The following is a 17,974-nucleotide window of genomic DNA, read 5'->3' as shown; positions in this document are numbered from 1 at the left end:
TGGATAGTATCTACTCACTAAAAAACCATAGCCTTACAGCGATGGCAATGACAGTGGCTATCAAAAAAACTTTCACCCACTTGTCTCCTTTCTCCACTGACCAGCGCGAGGCAAACCAGGCTCCGGAAGAGTTACCCAGGGCCAGGACCAAACCATAGCTCCAGTTAATTTTACCTTCCCAGATAAACACACCCAGGGCTGCTACTGTATATATGAGTATCACAAAGACTTTTACACTATTGCTTTTGACCAGGCTAAAACGATTGACTGTAGACAACAAGGCAATTACTAAAAAGCCTACTCCTACCTGTATAAAGCCTCCCCATAAGCCAACAAAAAAAAAGAGAAAGATACTGATGGCCTGGTGCTTTTTATCCATTCGCTCCACTGTTTCAATAATCCCCTTATTGGGGTGAAAAACGATGAAAATAACCACAACAAGCATGATCACTGCCAGCAGCTTGTTAAAAAGTTCAGCATCAATATCTACTGCGATTTTAGCGCCTATGGCAGCCCCTATAAGTGCGGAAAGCCCCAGCCAGAGACTAAAACGAAAGGAAGATATTCCTTTACTTTTAAAGCCTAGTACACCAAAAACATTTTGCGAGAAGACCGCAACCCTATTGGTAGCATTGGCAACGGCAGGAGGAAGCCCCATAAAAATCAAAGCCGATAAGGCAATTAGTGAACCACCTCCTGCCAGAGTGTTGATAAAGCCCGCTGCGAAACCGGCAGAGATAACGATCAAAATATCTAGCCAATCCATTAGCGAGGCAGGTAACTAGCCTGCTGCAACTCCTTGACATTACGGAAGGTTACATTTGGTTTTAAGTAATCTGCTAAAAAATTATATACCTTCAACCTCACTTCTTTGGCTTTTTGCGTATCAATCCTGTCAAAGGTATGACCGCCGGGAATGTCTTCATAGATTTCGTATTCAAAATCCTTATCTTCTGCTTTAAGGGATTTGATCAGGTGCTCTACCTCAAAGACATTTACATCTCCATCATTGGTATTGGTGTGAATAAGCAGAGGAGTTTGTAGCTTATGGGCCTGCCAGGCAGGAGAACGGCGCCTATACTCTTCCACATCCTCATAAGCGGACTTACCAATGTGATAATCAGCGGAATATAGGTCACGATACCTTTGGGTTTTGTAGCCCATCCGGGCAATGAGATCACTCACAGGAACGCCTGCATAAGCCACTTTATAATCGTCAGGATGCTCAAAGATGTTGTGCAGCGTGATCAAGCCACCATGACTCCAGCCTAAAATGCCTACCCGGTTCGCGTCAATAAAGTCATAGTTCTCCAGCATATAATTACGACTGCTATACACATCTTCTACTTCTAGTCCTCCATAGTCAATAGTTTCGTAGAATCCTTTGCCGTAGCCGGTACTCCCTCTATATTCCGGAGCAACTACAATATACTCCTGCACCATCAATTCCCGGACGATATGCTGGTAAAATGTATTGAAGTTACTATGTACTCCCCCATGGGGTAAGACGAGCAAAGGGTACTTTTTGGAGAAATCAATATTTCTAGGAAGGAAAACGTAAGCACTAAATTTAAGCGGGTTATTAGCTCCCTGTCCGGTAGGATTATCAATTACTCTTTTGGGTGGACCGGTCAACGTAACTTTATCTACAAAAGCAATATTATCCATTGACTGCTGCCACGCCAAGTCATCAATTGACTTTTCTAAAGCGTTAAACTGATGACGAAGGTCTCCAATTTCTTCCTCCAGTGACTCTACTTGTTCTAAGAGTTCGTCGCGCGATTGCGCATGGCACAAAGTATGCACTGATGTAATGCATAAAAGCAGTAGAAAGCAAATTCTCTTCATGTGGTTTGGTTTGTTAGGGAGTCATTGATAGGCCGCATGCAGCCATTAAACTTTCAATATGCCAAAAAAAGTTAGTTTGTAAAAGCGGCGGGGGAATTATGCATGCTGCCTACTTGTTAGTCATTCGTTTTGCGAATCAGCTATTTATTATGATACAATGTCATAACAAAGCGGATGATTTAGCGTAGTAATGTAGATTGTTTTACCAAACTGACATTTCATTGAATCCCAAGGTCAAAAAAACATTAATGAACATCATTCGGAAGTTTTTCCGGATGATACAGCATATGTTCAAAGCTATTTTTCGTACGGTTAGGCATTTTGGCTGGCGTCAGTGGCTTCGCCTGGGCGTTTATACATTTTTTGGTGTTCTGCTGTCTGGCCTGTTGTTTATTTTCCTGGTCCACATGGGATTTTTTGGCAGACTTCCCAATGAGCAGGAATTGCGTAATATCAAAAACTTTAATGCCTCAGAGGTCTATTCTTACGACCGCCAGCTCTTAGGCAAATATTATATAGAAAACCGCACCAACGCGCGTTACGAAAACATTTCTCCTTACATCGTTCAGGCTTTGGTATCTACCGAAGATGCTCGCTTTTATAAGCATGAAGGTATTGACTACCGCAGCCTGGCACGGGTACTGGTCAAAAGTATTATGCTGGGCAATGAAAGTTCCGGAGGAGGTAGCACCATCAGCCAGCAGCTGGCCAAAAACCTTTTTCCTCGTCAGGACTTCTGGCTACTAAGCATGCCGGTTAACAAACTCAAGGAAATATTCATTGCTACCAGCCTGGAAGAGATTTATAATAAAGAAGAAATTCTGGCTTTATATCTCAATACTGTGCCTTTTGGTGGAAATGTATATGGTATAGAAGCTGCTACCAAGCGCTTTTTCAATAAGTCAGCCAAAGATATTAAACCCGAAGAGGCTGCCCTGCTGGTAGGTACGCTCAAAGCTACGACTTTCTACAGCCCAAGACTTCATCCTGAACGTGCCAAAGGCAGACGTAATGTGGTACTCAATCTGATGGCTAAGTCGGAATACATTACTCAGTTTCAGGCTGATTCTCTGAAGTCTATTCCTATGGAACTGAATTACACCTATGTCTCTCATAACGAAGGTCTTGCACCTTACTTTAGAGAGAAGCTTCGGCATGAAGTACAAAAGTGGCTGGATGATCACCCCAAAGATGACGGTACTACTTATAATATTTACACTGATGGTTTAAAGATCTTTACCACCATTGACTCACGCATGCAGGCTTATGCTGAGAAGGCAGTGCAAGATCATATGAAAGAGCTGCAAACTACCTTCTTCAAGCACTGGCAGGGCCGCACCCCCTGGGATCAGAATAACGATTACCTGAAGACGCTGATGCAGCGCTCTTCCCGCTATAAGCAAATGATCGCCAATGGAAAAACAGCTGAAGAGGCGGAAGCGAGCTTTAAGGAACCCATTCCCATGACGGTATTTACCTGGGAAGGAGAAAAGGAAAAAACCATGAGTCCGCTGGACTCCATCGCGTATTACCAGATGTTCCTCAACGCCGGTTTCCTGGCTATGCGGCCCGAAAATGGTCATGTCAAAGCCTGGGTAGGAGGCATTAACCATGAGCACTTTAAGTATGACCATGTGACGGCCCGCCGACAGGTAGGCTCTACTTTCAAGCCCATTGTATACGCAGCAGCTATAGAAGACGGTAAACAACCCTGTGACTTCATCAGCAATGAGCTCAGGACATACGATGAATATAAAGGCTGGGCACCCCGCAATGCCGACAATAAGTACGAAGGCTATTACTCCATGCCCGGAGCCTTGGCCCATTCTGTCAATACAGTGACGGTAGATCTGATGATGCAAACTGGGGTGAGCAAGGTAACTTCGTTAGCATATGATATGGGGGTGGAACATGAGTTGCCCTCAGAACCCTCCATTGCCCTGGGCACGGCAGACCTTACACTTTCCGAGATGCTTACGGTTTACAGCACTTTTGTGAATCGCGGTTACCGGGTAAAACCCATGTACCTGCTGGGCATAGAAGACCAGTACGGCAATGTGATCGCAGATTTTACCAAAAAAGAAAAGGAGGATCTCAGAAAAGTCCTGCATTCGGAAGTGGCCGACATTATGGTACACATGCTCAAAAATGTAGTAGATAGCGGCTCTGCTCGCCGAATTCGTTATGCCTATGGACTGAAAAATGAAATTGCTGGAAAAACCGGCACTACTCAGTCGCAGGCGGATGGATGGTTTGTGGGAGCAACTCCCAAATTGGTAGCCGGAGCATGGGTAGGTGGTTCCACCCGAATGATTCGTTTCCGTAGCCTTACACTAGGTCAGGGAGCCAATACTGCTTTGCCTATCTGGGCCAAGTTTATGCAGCAGGTCAACCGGGAGCCTGATTTCCGGATGGTAAGCAATGGCCACTTTCCTGAGTTGAGCCGCAGGGCCAAAGACAAGCTGGACTGCGATTTTTATAAAGAAAATCTGAATGAAGACAGAGGCTTCTTCTGGAGGCTTTTTGCCGGTGATGAAGACCGTAGAGAGGAGGAAAAAGTAGCCGAGCACGAAGCTCAGCCTGTACAAAGAGAAAGCCCAGCCCAAAGGCGCGAAAAGAAACGTACTACACTGGGAGATGTAATCCGAGGTATTTTTGGCGGCAAAAAGAACTGATCAATAATATTTAATTTCAGCTCCTGAACTGTTCAGGAGCTTTTTATTTTTTTAGGAGTTAAACTTTTATCCCACTCCTCATTATGCTGAATGAATTTCATTTCCTTTGTGCATTTTGTGTAATATTAGCTTTTATTACTATTTTCAGGCACGACATCTTTTTCAACCCAACTAATTTTTTTCTATATGTTTTCCGACCAAGATTTAAATCATCTTAAAGCATACGGTGCCAACCTTGACACCATTAAGCAGCAAATCCAACAGTTTGAAGAGGGTTTTCCTTTTCTCAGAATTATCAAGGCTGCCACCATCAACGATGGTTTACTCCAGATAGATGAGCAATTAGCTGAGAAATATATAAGCACCTATGAGCAGGAATCTCCTCAAATAAAGGTAGTGAAATTCGTACCCGCATCGGGAGCTGCCAGCCGTATGTTTAAAGCGTTGTTTGGCTTTATGAGCTCTTACAGTGGCAGCGATGAAGATTATCAGAAGCTTACCAGCGATGAAGAACTTCGCCCTATTTTCAATTTCTTCAAGCATATTGAAGATTTTGCATTTTACAATAGCCTCAAAGAAAAACATTACGAAAAGCACGGAATAGGCCTGAACGAAGCTATTCTTCAACGTCAGTATGTGAGTGTTTTAGAGACGCTTCTGGAAGATGATGGCTTGCAGTATGGTAACCTTCCCAAAGGGTTGCTTGAATTCCATGCCTATACCGATACTACCCGTACTCCGGTAGAAGAACATCTGGTAGAAGGGGCAAAGTATTGCAAAAACGCTAACAATGAAGTGTTTATACATTTCACTGTATCTCCCGAACATCGTAAAGGTTTTGAGCAGCATATTGAAGAGGTCAAAGTTTCTTACGAACAAGAGTATAGCGTAACCTACCATATCTCCTTTTCTGAGCAAAAGCCTTCTACCGATACTATCGCGGTAGACATGGAGAATAAGCCCTTCCGCAATGAAGATGGCAGCATATTACTACGTCCAGGAGGACATGGAGCCTTGATAGAAAACCTGAATGATCTGGATGCGGATATTGTCTTCATTAAGAATATTGATAACGTAGTACCTGACTCCATCAAGGAGGCTACCTACCGGAACAAAAAGATGCTGGGAGGTATACTGCTGCGCTATCAGGAGACTATCTTTTCGTATCTCAAGCTTATCCATGAATCTGACGATCTGTCTCCGGAGAAGATAGAAGAAATCCAGCACTTTGTAGAAAACCAGCTTTGCACCATCTCTCCGCAGGTTTTTAGTACGATGGAAGATGATGAGAAAGTAGCGTACCTTTTCCAGAAACTGGATCGTCCCATTCGCGTTTGCGGTATGGTGAAAAATGAAGGCGAACCGGGTGGTGGACCTTTCTGGGCAGAGAACAGTGATGGCTCTACTTCATTACAAATTGTAGAAAGTGCGCAGGTGGATACCCATGATACTGAGCAGATGTCTATCTTCAAAAACTCTACCCACTTCAACCCGGTAGATATAGTATGCTCACTCAAAGATTTTGAAGAACATAAATTTGATCTGAAAAAATTTGTAGACCCTCAGACAGGCTTTATTTCAAAAAAGTCAAAAGATGGGAAAGACCTCAAGGCCCTGGAATTGCCTGGCCTCTGGAACGGCAGCATGTCAGACTGGAACACCGTTTTTGTGGAGGTGCCTATCATTACTTTTAATCCGGTCAAAACTGTGAATGACCTACTGCGGGAACAGCATCAGTCTTAAAAAAGATAAGATCTGGCAGATTTTGAAAATCTGTCAGATCTACTCATACTAGTAGCTTGTAATCCAGTGCTGCGCTTTTTGCTTTTCACTTATCTCAAAGAAATGAACGTTGGCATTGGTAAATGGCTTAAAAGCTTTGGTTACTGTTTCCTGCCACTTCTTATCTCCTACCACAGCAATCTTTTCATAGTCGCTGGCATGCTGGATATCTACTTTCAGGTCTTCCAGAATCGCTCCCATATTGAAACCTTCTTCATTCTGTAGCTCATAGTACCAGCGAATCTTCTGGCCTTTTCCTGTGATCTTATCAATAATTGGTTTTACTCTTTCATAATCCTCTCCGGTAACTTTACCAGTTGCTCGGGTAGCAATAATGTTATCCTGTGTGAAATCTAAAAGTTGTAACATTGCTAAAGATATTTATAGGTTAAAAAATGATTTACAGTAAAAACACATGTCATAGAGGCATTTATGCTTATTGTAAACCCTACTCCAGATCATTCAAATTCAATACAATTCTCAGAGGGTTGATAAACACCGGCTGCCTGCTGGTAAACCAGCCTTGCTCCGAGATGCCCTACATAAGCTATGCAAACTGAGCCTCCTACCATGAGTACAACTGATCCAATCACCAACCAGTTTTTAAATTTCAGGGAAATTAACCTTACAAGGATATCTAAGGCGGTGGCCAGAGAGAAGCTTGCTCCAGAGATATAAGCCCAAAACAAATGATTTTTTAGTACATGGGGGTCACAAATTTGCCGCACCACAATGCTATACGCTTCCTGTCCGGTAAGAAAGGCTAGCCAAAATAGTGCTACACCACACCATAGAAGTAAAGAAAGGGTAAATCTGAGGTAAGGGGCAAAATCTCTTTTTTTAAAGAGCAAGTAAGCCATACCCACCACAGATGCAAAACTCAAAATAGCAATAGGAAAATGAACGGACAGAGGGTGCCAAAGCTCTGTCCGCCAAATGGATGGAATTTCATTCATCCTATCCTATAATTCTCACTGCTATAGGCTCTAAACGCTGTCCTTTCTTTTCTATCTCTACTTCCAACTGTTGCCCCTGCTGTAGTGCATCAAATGTGACAGATTGCCCATTCTGAGTCAAATTGGTTTGTTCTGTAAAATAAAGTTCCAGCATCTTCCCATCTTCAGTCTCTACATAAATCTCCTGTTCTTCAGGGTCTACGCGGTCAGCGGTACCCATATACGTACCGGATTCTACTATGTCCGTATTTTCCATTTCGGTACTGCTGTTGCTTCCTCCACTGCAGGCCTGAAATACTACGGCAGCAAAAAATAGAAAGCTAATAGACAAAATTGATTTTTTCATGATCATAAATATTAAAAAGTGTTAAACAAATTCAACCATGAGATTTTGCGACTGTTTGCCAAAACGACATAAAATTCAGAATGTACGCCTCTGACCTGCACTTAAAAAGTACACCCAACTCAATGACTATGCCCTGCCTCCCCTTTCTGCATTTCTGCCGTCAGGTAGTACGCATTGTTCAGGGCAAAACGCGCATTCTCAGGTAGCGTTTCCATAAACTTGACCTCAACCCAGCCTTTGGAAGAAGCACCAGTAACGACTGGCACCGGTGTAAACATCCAGACTTCAGATTCACCTTCTACCTCTTCATTTGCCAAGAAGGCTACATATCCATCGCCTTCGCTGGCAATGGCTTCTTCGGGTAAAGCATAAGTTTCCACACTATCGGTGAGCACTTCTCCCTGAATGTACATGCCGGGAATTAGCTTACCGGTTGAATTTTCTATTTCAGCATGAATGTGTACTGCTTTAGGATTCTGCTCAAACTTCTTTCCTACCGAATAGATCTCAGCAAATAGCTCCTGTCCCGGCAAAGTCTCTACCGTAAAACGTACCCGTTGCCCTTCTTCCACTTTGTAAATGTCCTTTTCAAACACCATCAGGTCAGCATGGATATGGTGGGTATTTACGATCTCAAAAAGGTTTTTCTCGGGCTGTACGTACTGACCAGTTTTCACCCCTATTTCCGTTACTGAGCCCTCAATAGGACTGACGACTGGCACCTGATCATAAAAATTACCATCCTGAATGCGAGCAGGATTCATGCTCAACTGCCTGAGCTGAGACTCCAAACTTTTGACCATTGCCTGTTGGGAACGATAATCGGCCTGGGTCTGCTGATAGTTTTTACCCGAACCCACTTCCTCTTCGTACAACCTTTTCTGACGCTGAAACTCCTGTTCCAGAAACTGCAAACTACTGTGGGCTTCCAGGTAATCGCTCTGTAATCTTGTAAGATTGGGATGGGAGAGATAGGCCAGCACCTGCCCCTTCCTTACATCATCTCCTTCTATCACCTGTATAGAAGTGATATTGGCGCCCATGATGGCGGTGACCGTAGCTTCGTTCTGGGGCGGTACTTCCAGTTGACCGTTGGCTTCTACCAGGGAAGAAAGGTTGCGCATGGGAAGCTCTCCTACCTGCATATCCAATGCATCAAACTGCTCGGTAGAGAAATGAACGCCTTCTTCTTCATGATGCTCATCTTCATGTGCTTCTTCTGCACTGGTCTGAGTACTTTCCTCACTTCCGCAGGCGCTGAGTATGTTGATCGTCACAAACAGGCTTAATATTATATATCTATTGAATTTCATGGTGTTTACTGATTAGATGAGTTGAGATAATATTCCAGCTGGAATTTGGCTTGCAGATACATATTCAGTGCTTCCTGAGCCTTGACTTCTACCTGCACGGCTTCCTTCAGATTTTGTATAAAAGAGACATAGTCAATGGCTCCCTCCTCATAGGCAAGTACACTTCCCTCCCGCTGCTCACGGGCCAGCGGTAATGCTTCCTCCTGATAAAACTGCCAGGAGGCCAGCCACTTTCTGTACTCCTGCAAAAGCGATTGATAGGCTGCCTGTAATTCATATTGGCTTTGCCGGAACTGTTGCTCAGCAATCTGCTGCTGGATTTTGCTGGCCTGAAGCTTCCCCTGCTGCGGAAAAAAGAACAGAGGAACCGATACACCTAGCTGGAACTGATAAAAACCCTGCTCACCAGCAATCTCCTGGACTCCGTATTGGGCATTGAGCTTGGGCAGATAATCAGCCGCTGCCGCTTTGCGTTCTGCTTCTGCCACTTCTATGCCCTGACTGGCTACGCTGAGCAGTGGATGATGGGTGAGGGTATCCTGCTGCACAATGGGCGTTAACCAGGAAGTTTCTTCCGTAGCCACTACATTGTATAGGGTATCACTTACCAGCCAGAGGTTAAGCTTATACAATGCTGAATTGTAATCATATTCCGCCTGTGTCTTTTGCAGCCTAATCTGCTTCACCTGATTGCTGGCGGCCAGATAGGCTAGCCGGGAAGTTTCTTCCACTTCATAGCGGATGCGGGCTGCCCTTTCAAATTCCTGATAGATAGAATCCAATTGCTCATACAGCAGTACGTTTTTCAGGGCGACATACGCTTCTCCATAAGCCTGTTTTACCTGCTTTCGCAATGCATATTCGTTGAGTTGTAAAGCAGCTTCTGCCAGGGCTACTTTCTGCTTTTGCACTTCCAGACCGGGAGCAATACCAAAAATATCCATGTTCTGCTGCTGGATACCAATAGTTGTATACACTCCTTGCCCTTCGTCTCCTACCTCTTCGCCAGCCGTAAATATTTGGGTATTTCCCAGATTCCAGGCGGTCTTTTTCAATGCCTCTTGCTGTTCTATCTCCAGTCTGGCCGCTTTGATCTTCGGATAATTAGCCAATGCCTTGTCTATTGCTCCCTCCAAAGTAATAGAAGGAAGTGTATCACTTTGCTGTACATTTTGGTTGATTTCATCAGTGTTTTGAGCACGTGATGGCAAAGAAAAAAACAAACTCATACCACTCACCAGCAACAGTACCGCTGCGCTTTTGCTCAGACTGGGACGCAAGGAATGCGTCTCTGTCCAGCGGTAGAGGATGGGCAGGATAAAGAGCGTGAGCAGGGTGGAAGTAATCAAACCTCCGATCACTACGGTAGCCAGAGGCCGCTGCACTTCGGCTCCGGCAGATACGGATATAGCCATGGGCAGAAAGCCGAAAATATCGGTGAGGGCAGTCAGCATGATGGGACGTATTCTCCTTCTAGCGCCTTGCCGGATTCTTTCTCCCAGATCGTTCAAGCCTTCTTCTTTGAGCTCATTCCAGCCACTGATCAGTACTAATCCGTTGAGTACCGCCACGCCAAAAAGCACAATAAAGCCCACCCCGGCGGAAATGCTGAAGGGCATCCCGCGTAACCATAGCGCGAATATACCCCCGATGGCTGCCAGCGGAATCGCAATATAAATCATCAGCGTCTGCTTGAAGGAACGCAGGGCAAAGAAAATCAGGATGAAGATCAGTGCAAGCGCGATAGGCACCACCACCTGCAGGCGATCCGTGGCTCTTTCCAGATTCTCAAAAGCACCTCCGTATCGGATATAATAACCGGCAGGCAGGTTTAACTGCTCGTTGAGTTTCTGCTGTATCTCTTCTACCAGCGTTTGCACATCTCGGCCTCGCACATTGACGCCGACAGAAGTCCTGCGGTTGGTATTGTCACGGCTGATCTGCATGGGACCGGGCTGATAGCTGATGTTAGCTACTTCCTTAAGGGGTATCTGAGCGCCATCCGGCGTATTGATGTACATGCTTTTGATATCATTGATATGAGTACGGTAGGCTGAGTCCAGCCGCACCACCAGGTCAAAGCGTCTTTCTCCTTCAAAGATGACGCCTGCCTTTCCACCGGCAAAGGCAGTTTCTATCACCCGATTGATGTCATTCACATTCATGCCGTACTGGGCCAGTTTGTCCCGTTCATAATGGATGGTCATCTGCGGCAGGCCGGTGGTGGCTTCTACCCTCATATCACCTACCCCCTCTACCGTAGCGATGATCTTTCCCATTTCCTGGGCTTTGTCGGCCAACACCTGCAAATCTTCCCCATAGAGTTTGATGGCAATGTCTTCCCTCACCCCGGTGAGCAGTTCGTTGAAACGCATCTCTATGGGTTGGGTAAACTCATAATTGACACCGGGTACCACGCTGATCTTTTCCTTTATTTTGGCAATCAGTTCTTCTTTGGTCTCTGCTGACACCCATTCATCTTTGGGCTTCAGTATAAGGATACAATCGCCCAGGTCCATCGGCATGGGGTCGGTAGGCACATCAGCTACCCCGAAGCGCGTCATGGCATGCTCTATCTCAGGGAAGTTTTCCAGCAGAATAGCTTCAATGCGGGAGGAAGTCTGGGTGGCTTCAGCCAGCGAACTTCCGGGTTTCAGTATCACATGAAAAGCAATGTCTCCTTCATCCAGTTGGGGGATAAACTCGCCTCCCATACGGGTAAAGGTCAAGATAGCCAGTACAAAGAGCGCTAACGCTGAGCCAAGTACAATCAGCCCTCTTTTTAAAGCTCCTCCCAGTAGTTTTTCGTACTGATTTTCTAACCAGATCACTATCCTGTCTCCCCAGGAGGGTTTCTCACTTTTAGAACCCTTGATGAAAAGCGAAGAGATCATCGGCACATAGGTGAGGCAGAGGATCATGGCACCCAGCATGGCGAATATAAAGGTAAGGGCCATGGGCTTGAACATTTTCCCTTCTACTCCCTCCAGAAAAAGGATGGGCAGAAATACAATGAGAATGATGAGCTGACCGAAGAAAGCAGCGTTCATCATCTTGCTGGACGCGCTGTAGGTCAGTTGGTCACGCGTAGTTGGGTCTATCTTTTCTCCCTGTCTGAGCCGCTGTACCAGAAAGAAAACGGTTCCTTCTACAATGATCACCGCGCCATCCACGATTATCCCAAAGTCAATGGCACCGAGTGACATGAGGTTGGCCCAGACATCAAAGGCGTTCATCAGGATAAAGGCAAAGAGCAACGAAAGAGGAATGGTAGAAGCGACAATCAGTCCGCCCCGCCAGTTGCCCAGCAGAAATACCAACACAAAGATAACGATGAGCGCACCTTCCAATAAATTTGTAGTAATCGTATCAGTCGTCTCAGCGATCAGGGTACTGCGGTCCAGAAAAGGTGCTATGGATACGCCTTCGGGCAGGGACTCCTGAATCTGTTTCATGCGTTCCTTCACCGCTTCAATCACCTCATTGGAATTGGCGCCTTTCAGCATCAGTATCATTCCGCCTACGGCTTCCCCTTTTCCATCTTTGGTAAAAGCACCGTAACGCACCGCATTGCCAAACTGCACCTGAGCGATATCCTTGATACGGATAGGGATGCCTCCTGCGTTTTTAACCACAATATTTTCTATGTCGGCAATACTGCGGGCCAGGCCTTCACCCCGGATAAAGTTGGCCTGATGGTCTCTTTCAATGTAGGCTCCCCCGGTATTCTGATTGTTGAGTTCAAGGGCTTCAAACACATCGGTGATGGTTAGATCAATAGCCCTGAGTTCTTCCGGGTCAACGGCTACTTCGTACTGCTTCAGCTTACCACCGAAGGCATTGACTTCTACCACACCCGGCACCATCGCCATTTGCCGACGCACAATCCAGTCCTGCAGGGTACGTAGATCGGTAGCAGAGTATTCATTACTAAACTCTGGTTCTACCTCCAGGGTGTACTGGTAAATCTCTCCCAGCCCGGTAGAAATGGGTCCCATAAAAGACTCGCCAAAGCCCTCGGGTATCTCTTCTTTCACCATCACCAGCTTTTCGTTGACCAGCTGGCGCGGCAGGTAAGTACCCATATCGTCTTCAAAGACAATGGTGACAACGGAGAGGCCAAATCGGGAAACAGAACGAATCTCTACCACACCCGGCAGGTTGGCCATCGCCACTTCCACCGGATAGGTGACAAACTGTTCAATGTCTTCGGTCCCAAGATTGGGGGCCTGTGTGATCACCTGCACCTGATTATTGGTGATGTCAGGCACGGCATCTATGGGCACTTGCTGCATGCTCCATATGCCCCCACCAATCAGCGCAAGTGTCAGCAGGCCTATGACAAGCTTGTTGTCAATAGAAAATGCTATGATTTTATTGATCATATATTCATGTTTAGCATCAGTAAATAGGTTATGCAGCACACCTCTTCCCCGGGAAGACCTGTGCTGTCAGCTCAATCATAAGCCTATGACGATGCTAAACCCTGGGGGGCTGGAAAATAGAGAAGGGAAAAAGATATTCTTTCTGCTGTGTATAAGGTGTATTCTTCTGGCTGTAGGGAGAAACAGGCTGTGAATGCCAGTCCATTGTTATAAAGGTGACATGCGAATGACAGCAATGGCAGTGGCAGAAAGGGGTGCAGGCTTCTTCATGGGTTTCTTCGTCTGAACCGCAATCATCCTGTAGCTGGCAAGTCTGTTCCTGGGTGTCTTCTACAGACAATTCATCTGCGCAGGGCATAAAAGCCAGCAGCAGCACATAAAAGGATAATATGGTAGCGATCAGTCGCAAGATGGTACAAACTTAGTGCATTTTTCACTTTACTTCAAATGTATCAGTGTTGTGACTGGTCCGTTCCAAGCTGTTTATCACAGGAAGTGGTAACACAGCCATTTTTGCCTGATACACACTGCTCCAGCTATGGTTCCGGATATGACAGCAGCACTGCTCTGCCTAAACCAGAGCCCCTGCCCTGTATACTCCAGGGTCCCTGGAAAATTGAAGCATTCTACATAAAAAGCCTGCCGGGCAGGTAAAAGTTCGGGAGGGATAAATAGTAAGAAGGAGAAGAAGCGTAAGCCAAGGTGCAATCAACTTATCACTTTGGATTAACTGTACCACACTTAAAAAGGCTGGTTTTCTATCATCTTTCGCTTCCCTAGTCTGTAAAATTTCTTTACTTTCTGGCTAATCCCCGGCCTGTGGCACACAGGCTGGAGGCTTTTATGCATGCCTTATCTTTCATATGATCATTATGCGCCAGTTTTTTAAAGAAAGACGAGTATCTCAAATGTCTATAGGAGAAGGTTACTTTTGGACAGATACCATAAAAGAATGGAAATACTTACTAAAACAAGACAAGTATAAACTGCTAATTATTGAATCACTAAAAAAGCTTGTAGAAAAAGATTTGATCACTGTCTACTGCTTTGTCATTATGCCCAACCATCTTCATCTTGTCTGGAAATTGAATAAGTTAAATGGTAAAGAAAAACCACATGCCTGTTTCAATAAGGAAACGGCACATCTTATTGTGAAAGACCTCAAGCAGAATCATCCGGCGGTACTGGATAAGTTTGTTGAGAACACCAAAGAAAGAAGCTTTAGGATATGGCAAAGAGATCCTATGGCTATACATATGAATCATAAGAATATGATAGAACAGAAAGTAGATTATATTCACAATAATCCATTACAAGAAAAGTGGAACCTAGCTACGAGACCAGAAGAGTATTACTGGTCTTCTGCCGGATATTACTTACTTGACGATAAGAAATTTGATTTCTTAACTGATTATAGGACATGCCTTTGATAGCAGCAGTAGGTCTGATTCCGTCTTGTGTGCCATGGCCCAGACAAGCCGGGGAGTAGATAGCAGTATCATTCCGTCCTGTGTGCCACAGGCCGGGGAACTAAATAGGAAGAAGGCGAAGAAGTATAAACTCAGATATGGTTAACTTATCACTTTGTATCAACTGTACCACACTTAAAAAGCCTGCTTTTCCTTGATCTTTCCCTTCACTAGTCTGTAAAATTTCTTTACTTTCAGGTTTTAAGCATCATATAAACAGATTATGCACAAGCAATACACAACCTTACTTTTATTATTAAGCCTTTCGTTTAGCAGTTTTAGTCAGTCGTACGACCCCATAGAAAGGGTAAAACAGAATATGGTAGATGCCAGCAATCACCTGATGAGTGTATTGTACAACGAACAACTGGAAAAGCTGAAACACTCCTTTGATGATGATGAAAGAAAGGTATGGAACAACCTCCCCACCCATAGTTTCTTAAGGGAAGGCCTTCCTCTGGGAGATTTAAATGCTGCTCAGAAGATGGCTTTACACGCACTTTTGCAAACTGCTCTGAGCGAGCAGGGCTACCTTAAGGTGCAAAATATTATTGAACAGGACCAGAACCGTAGAGAAGAAGTATTTGAGGAGTTTGGTTTTGAAACCAATATGACCATGTATGGTCACGACTACTATTACCTGACCCTTTTCGGTGAACCGAGCATGACATCCGCCTGGGGCTGGCGTTTTGAAGGGCACCATATTTCTCTTCACTTTACCGTAGCCCCTGAAGGCATCAGCGTTACTCCTATGTTTGTAGGGGTTGATCCCCGGGAAATTACCGAAGGTCCTTATGCGGGATACAGTTTTATGCATACCGAAGCCAACGTGGCCTGGGAGTTGATCAATTCGCTCAATGAGCAGCAGGCTGCACAGGCATTGATGGAAGAAAAGATGCCTGACGACGTTCTTACCCGAGAAGGTAATGAACCGCATACTCAAAAAGCATTTGGGTTGGCAGTGGCTAATATGACCGAGAGACAACGGGCAGATGTGCTGACTTTGATACGGGCCTGGGTATTCAACCTTGTTTATCCACTGGCTCAGCAGGAGATGGAGAAGATAGAAGAAGCGGGTATTGACAAATTACACTTTGCCTGGTCAGGTGACAAGGGCTTGCACAAAGCCCGCTACTACCGTATTCAAGGGCCTGCATGCATCATAGAGTATGATAACCGTTCTTATGAGTACTGGCACATTCATTCGCTATGGCGCAGCCTTTCAGAAGACTTCGGGCAGGAAGTGGTCATAGGGAAGTAAAATCAAAACCTTAAAATACTTTCACTATACTGTAGATGCCTACTCCTATAATCACTATAGCACTGAGCATAAGCGCGATGTCATAGAGCTTGCTGGGTTTTAGCTGCGGCGGCAGACGGTGATAACGAAATTGAAAGGCGGCATAGACCACAATCAGGAGTAATATGGATGTGACAAAGCCCCCTACCAGTATCATCAACACCGGCAGCTTGATGAAGATGAAAAGCAAAGCCCAGCACAGCGGAAAGGTCCAGGCCAGAATAGCTATGCTCTTTTTCCTAACCTTTGCGTCGTAGAAATTGATCCAGCCTATCTGCCCGAAAGCATCGGAAAAAATACGGGTCCAACTGGCTAAGGCAGCAAACAAGGTAGAAAACAATACGATGAGCGCACCAAACAGATAAATACTCATGGCCCAGGGTCCTAATGTTTCTGTATAGATCCGGGAGAGCGACTCTACCATTTCATAGCCTTCCGGCACCAGGCCCGACTGATGGAGTACAGCAGCGCCAAGAAGATAGAAGGCAGCCGTTACTATCGTATATACCAGCATAGAGAACAGGGCATCCATATACATCACTCTGATCCAGCCTTTGGCCCTTCTTAACCAGTCTTCGCTATCATCTCTCGGACCTGTAAAACGAGCATAACCTTTTTCCAAACACCAATAATTGTAATACATGATCTCATCTCCTCCTACCCCAGTGATGCCAAAAGCTGCAATGGCTACGCCAACTGCTGCCGGAGGCAGATTAAAGCTTAGACCTTCTATAAGATTGTCCCAACTTAGTGCAAAAGAAGTGTACTGCAAGAAGAAAAGTGAAGCAAAAGTCAGCAGCGTAAAGAGCCCTATCATGCTGATGGAAAACTTTTCTATAAAGCGGTAGTAACCTTTAAATATTAGTAAAGAAGAAAGTACAGCCGCAAATATTGCCCAAATCGTATCATTGACCTGAGGAAAAGCAATATTTAGCGTAATCGCCACGCCTCCTACTATCCCTCCTACCTGTAAAAGTTTAAAAATCTGAATGAACAACCAGGTCCACACACTCCAGTTGGTACCTCTTAGACGGGGGCCGGGCAGTCGGTTGAAAGCATACATTACCGTCTCACCGGAATAAATGGCATGCTTACCAAACTCAAGCTGTAGAGTAACTTTGACCAGACAGGAAACAATAACTACCCAAAAAGTGGCAAAACCAGCTTCAGCACCCAGAGTAGTAGTGGCAATGAGTTCACCGGAACCTACTATGGCGGCGGATAAAATAAAACCAGGTCCCAGTTTTTTTAAGCGGTCTTTGAAGCGAGTTGGGGGCTCCTGAATACCTGATGAATCCAGCACATAGGGATTATCTAACAATTCTTCGTTTTCTTGAGTAAGCAAGTTAAGGTCGTTGTTTGTTGTCAAAAAAATATTTAGCAGGCTTTAATATAGAAAATTATATTATCTCTTAACTTTATTTTGCAGGATTGCACAGACAACCAACATATTATTTTTTCAATTTTCCTTTACCTCAGCGTGGTAAACCTTGTCAAGATGACAAAGGAATATCAAAAAACTGATTTCAAGTATCTTGACCGACACCTCTACTTGTACCTATGAAGCTCATGTTAACTTCTCCTACAAATGCTTACTCACACTTTCAATAAGGGCAAATAATGCTTAATATAATTTTTAGCTGCTCACTAGCGCAAAAGATAATGACTATTTTGTATCGGTAGCTGTAAAGTTAGGTTACCTGCATTGAAATACCCAATGAAGCTAATACGTGGGGTAACCCTGGCCAACATGGCCCGATAAACTCCTGTGGTAAGCTTTTTTTATACTCATTCACCAAGTTAGGTAAGTCTTTAACGGCCCTTTCTGTATGTTGACAAATATTAAACACCACTAACTGTTAAAATAGACTTAATCTTATCGTAACGTTAATTTAATATT

Annotated in this window: 14 protein-coding genes; 4 read left to right on the top strand and 10 right to left on the bottom strand. The window is 44.8% G+C overall.

Annotated elements, in window-relative coordinates:
• Window positions 1-10: 10 nt before the first annotated feature.
• Both WJR50_RS15895 and WJR50_RS15890 read right to left on the bottom strand, forming a co-directional pair.
• Window positions 11-766, bottom strand: a complete 756-nt coding sequence (locus WJR50_RS15895; RefSeq protein ID WP_341294294.1) for a sulfite exporter TauE/SafE family protein — start codon at window positions 764-766, stop codon at window positions 11-13.
• On the bottom strand, window positions 766-1,848 hold the full coding sequence (locus WJR50_RS15890) for an alpha/beta hydrolase family protein (protein ID WP_341294293.1): 1,083 nt from the start codon (window positions 1,846-1,848) through the stop codon (window positions 766-768). The genes WJR50_RS15895 and WJR50_RS15890 overlap by 1 nt, the downstream gene beginning before the upstream one ends.
• A 248-nt stretch (window positions 1,849-2,096) precedes the next feature.
• Between WJR50_RS15890 and WJR50_RS15885 the strand changes: the two genes are divergently transcribed.
• On the top strand, window positions 2,097-4,523 hold the full coding sequence (locus WJR50_RS15885; protein ID WP_341294292.1) for a penicillin-binding protein 1A: 2,427 nt from the start codon (window positions 2,097-2,099) through the stop codon (window positions 4,521-4,523).
• Window positions 4,524-4,709: 186 nt separating this feature from the next.
• Window positions 4,710-6,266, top strand: a complete 1,557-nt coding sequence (locus WJR50_RS15880; protein WP_341294291.1) for a DUF4301 family protein — start codon at window positions 4,710-4,712, stop codon at window positions 6,264-6,266.
• A 48-nt stretch (window positions 6,267-6,314) separates the two neighbouring features.
• Here WJR50_RS15880 and WJR50_RS15875 read toward each other — a convergent pair whose 3' ends face one another.
• The 7 genes from WJR50_RS15875 to WJR50_RS15845 all read right to left on the bottom strand — a co-directional run bounded on the left by WJR50_RS15875 (window position 6,315) and on the right by WJR50_RS15845 (window position 14,013).
• A complete protein-coding gene (locus tag WJR50_RS15875) occupies window positions 6,315-6,674 on the bottom strand; it encodes a SpoIIAA family protein (RefSeq protein ID WP_341294290.1) in 360 nt (119 codons plus the stop codon).
• 89 nt (window positions 6,675-6,763) lie between these two features.
• Window positions 6,764-7,261 (bottom strand): DUF2231 domain-containing protein, encoded by a 498-nt coding sequence (locus tag WJR50_RS15870; RefSeq protein ID WP_341294289.1) that lies wholly within the window; start codon window positions 7,259-7,261, stop codon window positions 6,764-6,766.
• A gap of 1 nt (window position 7,262) precedes the next feature.
• On the bottom strand, window positions 7,263-7,607 hold the full coding sequence (locus tag WJR50_RS15865) for a hypothetical protein (protein ID WP_341294288.1): 345 nt from the start codon (window positions 7,605-7,607) through the stop codon (window positions 7,263-7,265).
• 119 nt (window positions 7,608-7,726) lie between these two features.
• A complete protein-coding gene (locus tag WJR50_RS15860) occupies window positions 7,727-8,920 on the bottom strand; it encodes an efflux RND transporter periplasmic adaptor subunit (protein ID WP_341294287.1) in 1,194 nt (397 codons plus the stop codon).
• 5 nt (window positions 8,921-8,925) lie between these two features.
• A complete protein-coding gene (locus WJR50_RS15855; RefSeq protein ID WP_341294286.1) occupies window positions 8,926-13,305 on the bottom strand; it encodes a CusA/CzcA family heavy metal efflux RND transporter in 4,380 nt (1,459 codons plus the stop codon).
• A 94-nt stretch (window positions 13,306-13,399) separates the two neighbouring features.
• A complete protein-coding gene (locus tag WJR50_RS15850) occupies window positions 13,400-13,714 on the bottom strand; it encodes a DUF6660 family protein (protein ID WP_341294285.1) in 315 nt (104 codons plus the stop codon).
• Between the two features lie 77 nt (window positions 13,715-13,791).
• Window positions 13,792-14,013: a hypothetical protein gene (locus WJR50_RS15845; RefSeq protein WP_341294284.1), complete on the bottom strand. Its 222-nt coding sequence runs from the start codon at window positions 14,011-14,013 to the stop codon at window positions 13,792-13,794.
• Between the two features lie 164 nt (window positions 14,014-14,177).
• Here WJR50_RS15845 and WJR50_RS15840 point away from each other — a divergent pair, with 164 nt between their 5' ends.
• Together WJR50_RS15840 and WJR50_RS15835 are read left to right on the top strand one after the other, a co-directional pair.
• Window positions 14,178-14,735, top strand: coding sequence for a transposase (locus WJR50_RS15840; RefSeq protein WP_341294283.1), 558 nt, complete (start codon window positions 14,178-14,180; stop codon window positions 14,733-14,735).
• 262 nt (window positions 14,736-14,997) lie between these two features.
• Window positions 14,998-16,035: a DUF3500 domain-containing protein gene (locus WJR50_RS15835; protein WP_341294282.1), complete on the top strand. Its 1,038-nt coding sequence runs from the start codon at window positions 14,998-15,000 to the stop codon at window positions 16,033-16,035.
• Between the two features lie 10 nt (window positions 16,036-16,045).
• Here WJR50_RS15835 and WJR50_RS15830 read toward each other — a convergent pair whose 3' ends face one another.
• On the bottom strand, window positions 16,046-17,419 hold the full coding sequence (locus WJR50_RS15830) for an Nramp family divalent metal transporter (protein WP_341294281.1): 1,374 nt from the start codon (window positions 17,417-17,419) through the stop codon (window positions 16,046-16,048).
• Between the last annotated feature and the right edge of the window lie 555 nt (window positions 17,420-17,974).

This window comes from Catalinimonas locisalis (assembly GCF_038039535.1).
In the GTDB taxonomy this organism is placed as follows: domain Bacteria; phylum Bacteroidota; class Bacteroidia; order Cytophagales; family Cyclobacteriaceae; genus Catalinimonas.
This window is presented reverse-complemented; position numbering and strand designations above follow the sequence as displayed.